Consider the following 12,225-nt stretch of genomic DNA (forward strand, 5'->3'; position numbering starts at 1 on the left):
TATTCTTTTTCAGAGATTATCTGCTTTCGGGTCATAATCGGCAGGCATCAAATCTGCCACCCGCTCCCAGGACCAGTACCCAATGGTGGTTAGACCCAAAGGTTCTTTTATCTGACCGTTGTGATCCAAAGTAACGTAAGTACGTTTCAACTCAAGCATGGATTTCTGAGCTCCAGGCTGATGACTGTTGATCCCGGAAGTTGGACCCAACCCATTGGATGAAATCTCATCTTCATTAAGGCTACTCAGGTATTGAGTGCTTTCGACCTCCTTGTCGTAGCTCACCATTACATAATCATCAAAATCGAGCTTCCACTCATACCGATTGGTGCCTCGTGCAAGGATGTCATCAGGCTCTATCTCAACCATTTTCTTATTGAATATTTCGGAAATATCCTTGACGCTATAAATTCTAAAGCCCTCTTCTTTGAGTTCATCAGCAATTAAAGACTTAAAGAAATGCGTGATTGACCCGTAATAACTCTTCATTCTGTTCTTGCGCCATTTCTTCCTGATCCGATTGTTCTCAGGGTCCAATGGCGTAAATCTTGCCTTTCCGTAAAAACTCGTGCGGTCATCGTCTCTTTCGAAATGCTCAAGCTCATAGCTCACCTGATATCCCAGCGCTTCATTCAAGATAATCAGTGGCTCCTGAGCTTCCCCTGTAAAAACCCGGGTATCTTCATTGTAAGAGAAATCCAAAGATTCCGCATTTAGTATTTCACATCGGGAGGCATTGGCGGAGGATCCCAGAAACTCCTTTTTAAACATCCTGTAGTACCTGGGCCATTCATCCTCAGACACGATAGGGTCAGAAATGATCTCTATTTGATCCAGTGTCCGCACCTTGAAATCCAGCAGCCCATTGATGGCATAAGAATTATTATTTTCGGCCTTAAAGGAATAGGAAGCCAGCTCATATGCCACATGGGAAAAAACCAAAATATAGCTTCCGTGCGGCACATCCGTCAGCCGGTAGTTTCCATACTGATCAGTCACTGTGCCGATGGTCGTTCCATTAATGAATACATTTACTCCCTCAATGGCGTTTTTAGATCTGTACTCACGCACCCAGCCGGTTATCTGCACCTTGCCTCTGCTACCATCCACTCCCTCCTTCGAGACCCCTTGCTTGGCTCTGATGATGATCTGATCCTCGTATCTCGAATGCTCCAGCATGGTACCTACCAGGAGTATATTCAAGAGGTTGTCGATGTGGATACCTTTTCTGGTGAGGGTATACAAACTCCCTTTAGGGATGGCATCAGCATTATAGGAAAAATAATACCCACTCTTATAGGTGATGCTGTCCAGTACAATTTCCAGTGGAAGGTCCTTAAAGGATATGGAAAGCGTATCTGTGGTATCCTGTCCTTTTACCGAATGGAGAAAGGCGAACAGAACAAACCCAAATAGCCATTTCCATCTCATCGCCTCAATTAAGATCTTTCAGTTTTTCTCTTAAGGTTTTCAGTGCTTTACCCATCTGAACCTCCACCGTTTTGATAGAGATGCTCAGGTGGTCTGCTATCTCCTGATATTTCAGTCCCTCAAAGCGACTGAGCTTAAAAATTTCAGAACACCTGGGAGGCAGGTTGTCAATGGCTTCAAAAATACGTTCCTGCACGTTACTGTTTTCTCCATCGGGGGAAGGACCCTCTACGGCTTCTTCCATAAACGTGATCACGTACTGTCGATAAGAGTCCTTTACCTTTTGATGTTTGATGAAATTGAGGCACGTGTTATGTACAGATCTGTATAAATAACTTTTGATGGATGAGTCTGGAGCCAGTGTATCACACTTCTCCCAAAATTTCACAAAAACCTCCTGAATCACCTCCTCGGCATCATCAGGATCATCCATAAATCTCATCGCATAGGATTTCAACAATCCATAGTACTCATTGAACACAAGTTCAAAAGCGCGCTTATCTTTGTTGCGTAGGCGTTCTACCAGTACTTGATCAGGGTCTTGCAAACTATACCAGTTAATGTTATTCAAATTTGAAAGGCAAAAGCTAACCATTGGCGAGCTTAAAAGCGGAAAAATAAACCAAAATATTCTTTCCGATCTTGAATCTCGTGTGGTAAAATTCATAATCTCATGGCTCGCGGGGCAGAAGGAATTTGCTATGCCTACCTCTGGCTCCACGGGCACCCCGAAAGAGACACACCTTAGCCGTGAGGCGTTGCAATACAGCGCACGGCAATCAATGGAATACATAGACCCTACCGGAAGTTATCAAACTACTCTTCTCTGTATCAACCCCGACTATATCGGAGGGCTCATGGTAGTGATTCGAGCGCTGACGCATGATTTGGATGTGAGCATGGTGGCGCCAACTTCCCGATTGGCTGATGTCCTGGGCAAGGAGTGCTACGATCTTGTGTCCATGGTACCCATGCAGGTACAGTACCTGCTTGATCATCATCCGGATACGCTCTTGCAATTCAAAACCATTCTAATCGGTGGTGCTCCCCTGCCTCATGAGTACATTGTTAAGCTCAAATCACTAAAGGTCGTGAGGTGTTTTCAAACTTACGGGATGACTGAAACGGCCTCACACATTGCTTTGAAAAACCTGACCGACGGTGATGACAGCTTCGAGGTATTGGGAGATGCTGAGATACAACAGGATAACCGTGGATGCCTAAAGGTCAAAGGGTCGGTAACAGATCACCAATGGATCCAAACCAACGATGTAGTAGAACTGACAGATCCACGCCATTTCCGGTGGTTGGGCAGAGCTGATTTTGCCATCAACTCCGGAGGAGTGAAAGTTCATCCTGAAATATTGGAAGCATCCTTAAGTTCTCAACTGAAAATGCCGTTCTTTGTGGCTGGATTACCAGACGCTTCTTTGGGTCAAAAGGTAGTGATGATCGTGGAATCTCCAGAGCCAGTTACATTGGATTTCAGCCATATCAGTCAATACAGTCGCCCCAAAGAAGTCTATTACAGCCCAGGATTTTCCTATACTCCCTCTGGCAAGGTAAATCGGACTGAAACACTCAAAAAATTGAACTTATGAAAGTAAAAGTATCTTACCAGACCCTGCAACTGCCCCCTCCTCTTGCTTTTGCCTACACGTTGGAAATGGAGTTTCACGAGGAAGAAATTAAAATTCAGTACGATCTGGAGTTTTTAAACCGGGATGAGATTACTCTTGAAGAAATTGAAGAAGAAGGATTCAGTGAGAATGATGATTATAGCTGGACCGGTACCCTGGGCAAGGCATGGGTAGAGGACCTTTATGATGACCTTCTGGAAGTTGACCTGGAAGACGAAAGCGAGGATTTCAATATCTATCTGCACATGGAAATATCGCATGATGGTCAGGAAGACAGTGGCATCGCTGTAATGGCAGAAGATTGGGACTACAGGCTTCAGGAGGTGATACAGGCCATCTATGAAAAAGCAGGGATAGAAGATAAACTTAAGCTCAAGTTTATTCATCAAGCCAATGGTGAGCGGTCGTTTTACGAGCTGGAGGGCTCCTTTGAACACAAAACGTGTCAAATCAACCAAAAGGACATCAGCTGGGATGAACTCCATCAGCTGATGAGCGATGTGTACACCATAGACTTTGAGGGGGAATCGGTAGAAAAACCATCCGGGGACGGACTTTGGATTGACCAGGACGCTATGTCTGGCTATCAGCTCTTTGATGAGCAGGCCGGCCCCAAGGCTTCCAAAATTAAATCCCGTATTTTGGACATACTGGAGCGATAGCCCATACCTATTTGGTATTCATAGGTTTAATGGTTAATTTTTATGTTGATACACTTATTTGAACCATTAACCTCTTATTGATTATGAAAAGTCTTGGATTCATTGGGAAACTGCTCTTTGTTCTGCCCTTTGCTATGTTTGGTTTTTTCCATTTCATGAATGCCTCAGCTATGTCTGGAATGGTACCAGCGGCATTTCCCGCACCAGAGGCGTGGGTATATTTGGCCGGGCTTGGACATATTCTGGCAGTAGTGGCCATCGTAATTGACAAGAAAGCAAAGCTAGCTACGATGCTTCTTGGGATCATGCTACTTTCATTTGCACTACTGGTTCATTTCGGTGGATTTATGGATGGAGATCAGGGAGACACAGCCAATTTCCTAAAAGCTACCTCCCTGGCGGGTGCTGCCTTTTTTATGAGCAGCAAGCTGACCAATTAAATATCGAACAGATTATAATTGCCTCCCTTCCTGAAAATGTTCAGGTTCAAGGGAGGCATTTTTTTGTTATCAAAGTACTTCTTCTTCGAGTTATGGAAAAGCTGATCGATCATCAGCGCATAGTTACCTGCCCCGTGTAGCCTTCTCTCCCAATCGGTATCATTGGCCTTGCCTCCATGAAGCTCTTTGATCTGATTCATGGTTTTTTCGGCTCGATCAGGAAAACTCTTCTTTATCCAATCCTCAAAAATCTCCCGAATTTGACCATTCAGTCTCACCACAGTGTATCCGGCTGCCAGTGCACCATGCTCCGATGCTGCCTTGAGGATGGCAGGAACCTCAGTATCATTGAGGCCTGGTATGATGGGCGCGTTCATCACACCCACCGGCACACCCAACGCACTCAGCTCCCTGATGGCATTCAGTTTTTTCGTAGCTGTAGCAGTCCTTGGCTCCAGTTTGGCCCTGAGAGACTCATCCAGTGTAGTAATGGAGAAGTAAACATGCACAAGAGATTTCTCCGCCAGAGCCTGAAGTAAATCCATATCCCTCAAAATCAGTGCATTCTTGGTGATAATGCTCACAGGGTTTCGGTACTTGAGCATAACCTCCAAAATACCACGGGTGAGCTTCAGGTCTTTTTCTATTGGCTGATAGCAATCGGTGTTACCGGAAAGCATGATGGGCTGAGGCTTCCAGGAGATTTTGCTCAACTGCGCATCCAGCAACGCAGCCACCTTGTCTTTCACAATAATCTTACTCTCAAAATCCAGCCCGGCACTGAAGCCCCAATAGGTGTGGGAGTTGCGTGCATAGCAATACACACATCCATGCTCACACCCCTGATAGGGATTTACCGAGTAAGTAAATTGCAAATCAGGACTGTTGTTTTTGCTCAGTACATTCTTTGGAGATTCATGAAAGATCGTTCTGTTTGGCCGCTCCTCCTGTGTGTACTCGTCTATCCCTTCATCATGGTACTGCCCCACGGCTTGCTTAAAAAATGGATTTGTGGGATTGTACTGCGCACCTTTACCTTTCATATTAGTAAATATACTAATATAATTAGTTAAGCTAAATATATTAGCTATATACTTTTCGTATTTTGCTAAGTCCGAAAGCACTGCCCATCCCCACTATAAATCCCATCAGGTGTGACTCCCAACTCACAAAAGAATCCTGCGGATAAATGCCGTAAATGAGCCCTCCATATATGAGCAGCACAATGATGGAAATCAGTATAGAGCGAAAGTTTCTGCGAAAAATCCCGAAGAAGATCAAAAAACTGGCCAGTGCATACACCAGCCCACTCGCACCAATGTGGTAATATGGCCTGCCTATAACCCACACCAATACATTGGTCAGAAAATAACCATGGAAAAATACCTGAGTGGCAATCCTGTCATAAAAGATGTAAACGGCGCTCCCAAGAAATAAAACTGGAAATGTATTGCTAACCAGATGAGAAACAGACCCGTGAATGAGGGGTGCGGCGAGAATTCCGATCAAACCACTGACTGTTCTGGGAAGAATACCCAGAAAGCCTAAATCTATGTAACCATAGAACTGAATGCTAAAGCTGAGCCACATCAGAAAGACTAACCTCAGAGGTGGTATGACACTGGATCTGTACATTGGTAAGCTAAAGAAACAAAAAAAGCTGCCAGTGGCAGCTTCTATCATTTAATATTATTGGTTTATTTACCTGGCTCCTTGATCATTTGAAGCTCAATCAATTTTGACTCTTCGTAGCTCACAGACAAATATCCAAGGACGCCACCAGATGCCTCAGCTATTTTCTTAGCCAGTTCCTTGAGCGAGGCATGTAGCTTCACACCAAAATTCTTATCCATTTTGGGAAGAATAAAATTCAGTTTCCTCAACTCAGCTGTCAACACCTTATTGCGCTCTTCAGCACTTTCAGGAAGCTCATCTATTAATTTATTGAATTTAGACTCAAAGCTTTCCCCTACTAACTTGTAATAGTCTACCAGCTGCTCTCTCGCTCTACTCTGCTTGCTATGTGCCACGTCTATGGCTTCTTTTCTTTCGCTCTTGTCAATATTGCCATCAGCGCCCGCTATCAGGATTGCTACATACACCGGGGCAGTCAGCAAAACATCAATCTCTTCTTCTCTTAGGTTTTCGAATTCTTTGATCATTATTGTGTCTATTGAAACTCGCTCGAAAATAGTAAAAAATGAGTGTTTACCCGTAATTAATTCTCATCATTTTCACCCCGTAGCACAAACTTCATCAGTAGAGGTAAGTGATCGGAAATTTCTCCTGTTTCGGAGATTACACTTTGTCCCACGCTTGTGATAAAATTCTCATTGTAAAGTATATAATCGATCATCTGATAGGGCTCCCTACTGTTGAAAGTATTGAATGACGCGGGTGAACTTTCATAGGTCAAAGAGTCTACAGCTGACCGTATATGTTTGGCGGACATGATCACACTCATGGCATCATCTGGCTGCAGGTACTCCGGCTGGCTGTTAAAGTCACCGATCAGCAATACCGGGAGTTGATCCGAATAGGATTCGAAGAGTTGCTTCACGGTCTCGGCCTGTGCCAGTCTGGTCTCCTGGTCGAAAGCCTCCAAATGAAGGTTCATCACACGAATGGTATCCCCAGGGGCCAATACGAGATCACACACCTGTACCAGTCGATCGATATAAAAGGCATTGTATACAAAAGAAGTGTTGATTGGTTTGATCAGGGTGATGGTCTGTGCGTTAGCCACCGGAAACATGGATAAAATAGCCTGACCGGAGAGCATTTTTCCAAACTGATGCCCCAATGGCCAGTAGGGAAATGGCACGAATTTCTTATCCCAATTCACAGAACGGTAGGCATAGGGATAGTCCAACTGCAGGGCCAAACTATCCAGCTGGTTGTACATAAAGGAACGCTGCGAACCGAAATCAACCTCCTGGAGACCTATCATATCCGCTTCGATCCTTTCAAGGGTTTTCAGAGCCACCGACAAGTTCTGGTGATACAATTCCTCTACGCGTTCCACCGCGAGATTATTGGTCATCCCAGATAGATAGCCTATATTGAACGTCACAACGCTGAGGGTGTCTGATCGCTCAAATTGCTTTATCTTGCTGTCATATTGCGTTGTACTGAAGTGTTGATCTTTTTCCAGATTGCCTTCTGAAGCGACAATAAAAAGTGAGGTAATTCCCAGAGTAACAAAAAAGAGTAGAGTAATAATTATTCTCGCCATTCGTGCGTGTTAACTGGGAGCAAGTTAAATTTATTAGAATTTACAATGCCTGATAATATGGATTTTTCATACTTGATTTCGATCAGTGACGGTGATACGGCGTTCATTCAAGAATTTATATCGACGTTTGAATCCAACTCCACCAGTATCATAGAGAAGCTCAAAATTTCCCTGGAGACAGGTAATTTTGACAGTAACAAAAAACTCGCACATCAACTAAAGCCTTCCCTGGAAATGCTGGGGCTTGCCAGCCTAGAAATAGCCGTTGGTATACAGGAGCAACCTGAAACGGTGACACTGGAGCAGATCCTGCAAATAGAAAGTGAGTGTAAAGCTGCGGTTCAGGAGATGAACAACCGCTTCAATCTATAGGGAGCTTTTCTTTTTCACCCAAAAACTTGGGTCCTCTATTGAAAACGTAAAGATCCAGAACCGTATTAGTACGTGCCAAAATCTCTCGAATGGCCAAGGATAGCGGTAGCTGGTCCTTATTGTCGGCAGAAAAAGCAACGGCATCCATGCCATAATAATCCGCAATGAAAAGTGCCCGGTAGCAATGAAAATCCTGAGTGATAATGATCAGCTCATCCTGGCCAAAAATGAGTTTTGAGCGAACAACCGAGTCCAGGGTACGGAACCCCGCAAAATCCAGAGTGATATCAGCCTGAGACACCCCCAGAGCCATCAGGGCATTGAGCATATCCTTTGGTTCGTTATAATAAACTGTGTTATTATCTCCACTCACAATGACATGATCAATCACCCCCCGATGATACAGCTCGGCAGTGGCGTCTATTCGCTCTTTAAAGTACTTGTTGGTACCGCCCTTTACTGTCCGCTTGCTGGTTCCCAATAAAAGCGCAACCTTCTTACTGGGAACCTGAGTGATGTTGTAATAGATCTGACCGCTGGTGCTTGAAATGATCCAGAAATTGAGGCCTAACACGAGTACGCTGATAGCCCCAACCATGATCACTGCATACTTAGCGATTTTCTTGAGCAATTGCATTTAGCTTTTAATTGATTTGTCCTTTACAGGCTTAGTCTTCTTCATCCTTGCTTTTCCCTCCGAAAAGCCCCAACTGATTGTCCTCTTCCTCCACTTCATGCTTAATATTGCTCTTTAATGCCTCCAGATCCACTGCTGTCTTGCCTGTTTCTTTTTGTTCATTTTCATCATCCACTTCCTCTTCCTCTTTTTGAGGAGTGACCTCCGCGGCAGAAAGAATGTTCTGATATGGGCATTTATTACCCAGTGCTTTCCATCCTTTCACGTCAATGACTTCTGCCAGATCCAATTGGGCAGTTTCATTTTTGCGCCCGTCCTTATAAGTAACGGAGATCAGTGTATTATCGCTGTTATTGGCAAAAATAAGTTTAGAGCCTTTGGCTTCAGAAACAAAACTGAATCGCTTGTCAAGGGTGGTTGTCTCTATCAGGAATCGCTTGACGTAATAGACCTTATTGCCAGCATCATAGTGAACCGCATTGATCGGTAAATCCTTTTCATGCTTGAAAAGCCCAAGAACCTGGTTGGGCTCATACCTATTCGTTAGCTCAAAACTGGTCAGTTCATAGCTCCCATCCTTGTAAAACACAATGATATGATCTTCTGCTTTGAAGTTGCCCAGGTGATTACCTCTTTTGTCCGTATTGAGTCGGCCAATCACCTCATCATACCATACATCCAGGCCACCTAGCGTAGACACTCCCGCCGACTTAAACTGCACCTTTCTTACGGGCTGTTTGGTGAGGATATTTCCTCCGGCTCCTCTTCCCTTGATTTCAATTTCTGCAAAGTCAAAATCAAAAACTTTCTTACGCGCCTTGCTGGCCGGAGTGAGATACACGGTCACTACCTCCGCCTCTCCATTGGGGTTGGCTGAGAAGTAATGAACCCGAGAACCTTTGCCCCCTTTGGTCAGGTCATATTCCCTATCTCTGGTCACAGAAAGCACCTGAAAGCGCTTCACCATACTGCGCCCACTCTTCCCGTCCACATAAGCCAGGTTATAGACCATGCGCTCATCGGCTTTGTTAAATACCCCGGCGTAAATAATGTTCTTACCTACAAAGACCTTTTCTTGTATTCTGGTTACCTGGCACACACCATCCTTGCGGAAAATGATGATATCGTCAATGTCAGAGCATTCACAAACAAACTCATCTTTTTTGAGGCCATAACCAATAAATCCATCCTCCCTGTTCACATAGAGCTTAGCATTATTAGCGGCTACCACAGCAGCTGATATGGTATCGAAGTTGGCAATTTCGGTTTTGCGTTCCCGGCCCTTGCCGTATTTATCCAACAGATTCTTGTAATAGGCTATAGCAAACTCGGTAATGTGTGCCAGATGGTGCTCTGTCTCCTCAAGTTCTTCAGTGAGCTTACGCATCAGTTCATCTGCCTTGAAGGCATCAAACTTGGAGATCCGCTTGATCTTAATTTCCGTCAGCCGGATAATATCATCCTGAGTAATGTCCCTGTAAAACTGAGGTTTGAATGGGTCCAACCCTTTATCAATGGTCTGGAGTACGGCTTCCCAGGTCTCACACTCCTCTATGTCGCGATAGATCCTGTTTTCGATAAAGATCTTTTCGAGGGAAGAAAAGAGAATTTTCTCCATCAACTCACCTCGTCTGATCTCCAACTCCTGCCTTAGTAGCCCCACTGTTTGGTCCACCGAATGCTTCAGGATCTCTGTCACATCCAAAAACTGTGGTTTATCGTCGTAAATCACACAGGCATTGGGCGAAATGGACACCTCACAATCGGTGAATGCATAAAGTGCATCAATGGTGATGTCAGGTGAAGTGTTTGGTGCTAACTGGATCTGTATCTCAATATCCTTAGCGGTATTGTCAATAACTTTCTTGATCTTGATTTTACCCTTATCATTGGCTTTGATGATGGACTCAATGAGTGAGGTAGTGGTGGTTCCAAACGGAATATCCTTGATGATCAGCGTCTTGCTATCCATTTCCTCGATGACCGCTCTTACTCTGACCTTTCCGCCTCGCTTACCATCATTGTAGTCTGATACATCTATTTTCCCTCCGGTCAGAAAGTCCGGATAGAGCACCACTTTCTTTCCTTTCAGGATATTGATTGCTCCTTCTAAGATCTCGCAGAAATTATGCGGAAGCACTTTGGTAGATAAGCCAACGGCTATACCCTCTACTCCCTGGGCCAGAAGCAGCGGAAACTTGACGGGAAAAGTAACCGGTTCCTTTTTACGACCGTCATAGGACAGTTGCCAGGTGGTCGTTTGAGCATTGTAAATGACATCCAGCGCAAACTTCGAAAGGCGTGCCTCTATGTACCTGGCAGCAGCAGCACTGTCTCCTGTGCGAACATCTCCCCAGTTACCCTGCGTATCGATCAGGAGGTTCTTTTGCCCAATATTGACAATGGCATCACCAATAGACGCATCACCGTGAGGGTGGTACTGCATGGTACTTCCTATGACGTTGGCTACTTTGTTAAACCGTCCGTCATCCATTTCCTTCAGGGCATGGAGTATCCTGCGCTGTACGGGCTTGAGCCCATCCTCAATGGCCGGTACGGCTCGCTCCATGATCACATAGGAGGCATAATCCAAAAACCAATTTTCATACATTCCCGAAACCGGGATTACTTCATGCAGCTCTTCTTCTTCTCTGCCGTTTTCTTCACTCATGAGATCCTGTATTTTGACTTGCTATAGAATTTACATTTAGATCCAAATTCCACACGTTACTCTTTATTTCATTTTATCAACTCCCTCGGGGAGTTTCTTATCTGCTTAAAATCATTCTATTGGATGTATGTCCCGACCTACAATCTTCACTGACGTCACTGTGCCAATATTGCCTGGAGTTGGTCATCCGAAACGTTCAATACACCATTTTTAATCAGTCGGGGGGTGAGCGTCCGCCAGTGTTCGTCCTTTTTGAAAATAGATTTGAACATGGGAAGTGCCTCACTCATTTTGTTAGTATTAGCCAGGTTGATGGCATGCCAGTATTGCATTTCCAGGTTATCAGGAAACATGTCTTCCGCTTTCTCATATAGCTCGCTCGCAGCCACAAAATCCCCTGCTTCCACAGCCAGGTCGCCCTTATTCATATATTCGTAAGCCTGATGCACCTCCCATAGACGCCTGATTTCCACCAAAGGCTCTGCATGGTCATCCACCCGAATGTCTACTTTACGATCCAACCATAGTTTTCCTGTAGGCTGCCCCGAAACCACCAATACTGCCGCTGATTGCTTACCTCTGATGTCTCCTCCGGCAGCTTGTGCCGCTTCCAAAGCGACAATCAGCCTCTCGGCCAGGGGTCCTTTGGCATTCTTATACGCTTCTGCCATTGCCGGCCAAACCTTGTCATTATCCATCAGGTTAGCCTGTACGGCAAAGTTTTCCCCAACCAGGTGTCCTGCAGCCGGAATGTTTTTAGCTCCCGTATGGGAAGCTGCCAAACCGCTTGCATCCACAATCCCAAGCTGACGGTAGGCTTCTCCTTCATCACTTTTGATCAAAGCCTCCAACACCTGCTCAGCATTCAACCCGGTCTTTAAAAGCGCAAGGCCTTGCGGACCAAAAGCAGGATTGGAAAAGGACTGGGTAGCTATGGCCCCTACTCCAGCTTCGGCCCAGGTAACCACGGTGCCCACCGAAAACCAATGAGACTGAACCGCAACACCCAAATCCCCTGTCTCAGGATCGTATGCCACGATGGAGTAAGTATGAACTAACGGATGCTCTTTATTATACTGTGCGTTAGCCACCCAAAACACCATCAGGGAAATACAACTCAGAACAATTTTTCTCATC

13 protein-coding genes are annotated in these 12,225 nt (G+C 45.0%); 4 read left to right on the forward strand and 9 right to left on the reverse strand.

Features of this window, described 5'->3' with window-relative positions; translation table 11 throughout:
* Window positions 1-9 precede the first annotated feature (9 nt).
* Window positions 10-1,431 carry a carboxypeptidase-like regulatory domain-containing protein gene (locus ACHKAR_RS02655; protein WP_395416060.1) on the reverse strand — a complete coding sequence of 474 codons (1,422 nt, stop codon included), beginning with the start codon at window positions 1,429-1,431 and terminating at the stop codon, window positions 10-12.
* A 4-nt stretch (window positions 1,432-1,435) separates the two neighbouring features.
* On the reverse strand, window positions 1,436-1,978 hold the full coding sequence (locus ACHKAR_RS02660) for an RNA polymerase sigma-70 factor (RefSeq protein WP_395416061.1): 543 nt from the start codon (window positions 1,976-1,978) through the stop codon (window positions 1,436-1,438).
* Between the two features lie 13 nt (window positions 1,979-1,991).
* Here ACHKAR_RS02660 and ACHKAR_RS02665 point away from each other — a divergent pair, with 13 nt between their 5' ends.
* The 3 genes from ACHKAR_RS02665 (at window position 1,992) to ACHKAR_RS02675 (ending at window position 4,173) form a co-directional block, all read left to right on the forward strand.
* A complete protein-coding gene (locus ACHKAR_RS02665) occupies window positions 1,992-3,032 on the forward strand; it encodes an AMP-binding protein (protein ID WP_395416062.1) in 1,041 nt (346 codons plus the stop codon).
* Window positions 3,029-3,733 carry a hypothetical protein gene (locus tag ACHKAR_RS02670; protein WP_395416063.1) on the forward strand — a complete coding sequence of 235 codons (705 nt, stop codon included), beginning with the start codon at window positions 3,029-3,031 and terminating at the stop codon, window positions 3,731-3,733. The genes ACHKAR_RS02665 and ACHKAR_RS02670 overlap by 4 nt, the downstream gene beginning before the upstream one ends.
* Before the next feature lie 83 nt (window positions 3,734-3,816).
* Entirely contained in the window at window positions 3,817-4,173 is a 357-nt protein-coding gene (locus tag ACHKAR_RS02675) for a DoxX family protein (RefSeq protein WP_395416064.1), read from the forward strand.
* Here ACHKAR_RS02675 and ACHKAR_RS02680 read toward each other — a convergent pair.
* Genes ACHKAR_RS02680 through ACHKAR_RS02695 form a run of 4 tightly spaced genes read right to left on the reverse strand, consistent with a single transcriptional unit; the run spans window position 4,170 to window position 7,408 of the window.
* On the reverse strand, window positions 4,170-5,216 hold the full coding sequence (locus ACHKAR_RS02680; protein WP_395416065.1) for a PA0069 family radical SAM protein: 1,047 nt from the start codon (window positions 5,214-5,216) through the stop codon (window positions 4,170-4,172). The two genes, ACHKAR_RS02675 and ACHKAR_RS02680, sit on opposite strands and share 4 nt — an antisense overlap.
* Before the next feature lie 40 nt (window positions 5,217-5,256).
* A complete protein-coding gene (locus tag ACHKAR_RS02685; protein WP_255465064.1) occupies window positions 5,257-5,856 on the reverse strand; it encodes a rhomboid family intramembrane serine protease in 600 nt (199 codons plus the stop codon).
* A 14-nt stretch (window positions 5,857-5,870) separates the two neighbouring features.
* On the reverse strand, window positions 5,871-6,335 hold the full coding sequence (locus tag ACHKAR_RS02690) for a hypothetical protein (protein WP_159580027.1): 465 nt from the start codon (window positions 6,333-6,335) through the stop codon (window positions 5,871-5,873).
* Window positions 6,336-6,391: 56 nt separating this feature from the next.
* On the reverse strand, window positions 6,392-7,408 hold the full coding sequence (locus ACHKAR_RS02695) for an endonuclease/exonuclease/phosphatase family protein (protein WP_395416066.1): 1,017 nt from the start codon (window positions 7,406-7,408) through the stop codon (window positions 6,392-6,394).
* A gap of 57 nt (window positions 7,409-7,465) precedes the next feature.
* On the opposite strand from ACHKAR_RS02695, the gene ACHKAR_RS02700 reads away from it, so the two are divergent.
* Window positions 7,466-7,780, forward strand: a complete 315-nt coding sequence (locus tag ACHKAR_RS02700; protein ID WP_159580031.1) for a hypothetical protein — start codon at window positions 7,466-7,468, stop codon at window positions 7,778-7,780.
* Here the strand turns inward: ACHKAR_RS02700 and ACHKAR_RS02705 are convergent.
* The 3 genes from ACHKAR_RS02705 to ACHKAR_RS02715 form a co-directional block, all read right to left on the reverse strand.
* Window positions 7,770-8,417 (reverse strand): SanA/YdcF family protein, encoded by a 648-nt coding sequence (locus ACHKAR_RS02705; protein WP_395416067.1) that lies wholly within the window; start codon window positions 8,415-8,417, stop codon window positions 7,770-7,772. The two genes, ACHKAR_RS02700 and ACHKAR_RS02705, sit on opposite strands and share 11 nt — an antisense overlap.
* Before the next feature lie 31 nt (window positions 8,418-8,448).
* Window positions 8,449-11,088, reverse strand: a complete 2,640-nt coding sequence (locus ACHKAR_RS02710; protein WP_395416068.1) for a DNA gyrase/topoisomerase IV subunit A — start codon at window positions 11,086-11,088, stop codon at window positions 8,449-8,451.
* 155 nt (window positions 11,089-11,243) lie between these two features.
* The gene (locus tag ACHKAR_RS02715; RefSeq protein ID WP_395416069.1) at window positions 11,244-12,224 is read right to left on the reverse strand and encodes a DUF1028 domain-containing protein; all 981 of its coding nucleotides are present in this window, start codon (window positions 12,222-12,224) and stop codon (window positions 11,244-11,246) included.
* Window position 12,225 lies beyond the last annotated feature (1 nt).

The organism is Marinoscillum luteum (assembly GCF_044005705.1).
Lineage (GTDB): Bacteria > Bacteroidota > Bacteroidia > Cytophagales > Cyclobacteriaceae > Marinoscillum > Marinoscillum luteum.

Excerpts from the sequence above, each read along its gene's own strand:
- ACHKAR_RS02655 (WP_395416060.1), bottom strand. The coding sequence starts at position 1,431 with ATGAGATGGAAATGGCTATTTGGGTTTGTTCTGTTCGCCTTTCTCCAT.
- ACHKAR_RS02665 (WP_395416062.1), top strand. The coding sequence starts at position 1,992 with ATGTTATTCAAATTTGAAAGGCAAAAGCTAACCATTGGCGAGCTTAAA.
- ACHKAR_RS02670 (WP_395416063.1), top strand. The coding sequence starts at position 3,029 with ATGAAAGTAAAAGTATCTTACCAGACCCTGCAACTGCCCCCTCCTCTT.
- ACHKAR_RS02675 (WP_395416064.1), top strand. The coding sequence starts at position 3,817 with ATGAAAAGTCTTGGATTCATTGGGAAACTGCTCTTTGTTCTGCCCTTT.
- ACHKAR_RS02680 (WP_395416065.1), bottom strand. The coding sequence starts at position 5,216 with ATGAAAGGTAAAGGTGCGCAGTACAATCCCACAAATCCATTTTTTAAG.
- ACHKAR_RS02685 (WP_255465064.1), bottom strand. The coding sequence starts at position 5,856 with ATGATAGAAGCTGCCACTGGCAGCTTTTTTTGTTTCTTTAGCTTACCA.
- ACHKAR_RS02690 (WP_159580027.1), bottom strand. The coding sequence starts at position 6,335 with ATGATCAAAGAATTCGAAAACCTAAGAGAAGAAGAGATTGATGTTTTG.
- ACHKAR_RS02695 (WP_395416066.1), bottom strand. The coding sequence starts at position 7,408 with ATGGCGAGAATAATTATTACTCTACTCTTTTTTGTTACTCTGGGAATT.
- ACHKAR_RS02700 (WP_159580031.1), top strand. The coding sequence starts at position 7,466 with ATGGATTTTTCATACTTGATTTCGATCAGTGACGGTGATACGGCGTTC.
- ACHKAR_RS02705 (WP_395416067.1), bottom strand. The coding sequence starts at position 8,417 with ATGCAATTGCTCAAGAAAATCGCTAAGTATGCAGTGATCATGGTTGGG.
- ACHKAR_RS02710 (WP_395416068.1), bottom strand. The coding sequence starts at position 11,088 with ATGAGTGAAGAAAACGGCAGAGAAGAAGAAGAGCTGCATGAAGTAATC.
- ACHKAR_RS02715 (WP_395416069.1), bottom strand. The coding sequence starts at position 12,224 with ATGAGAAAAATTGTTCTGAGTTGTATTTCCCTGATGGTGTTTTGGGTG.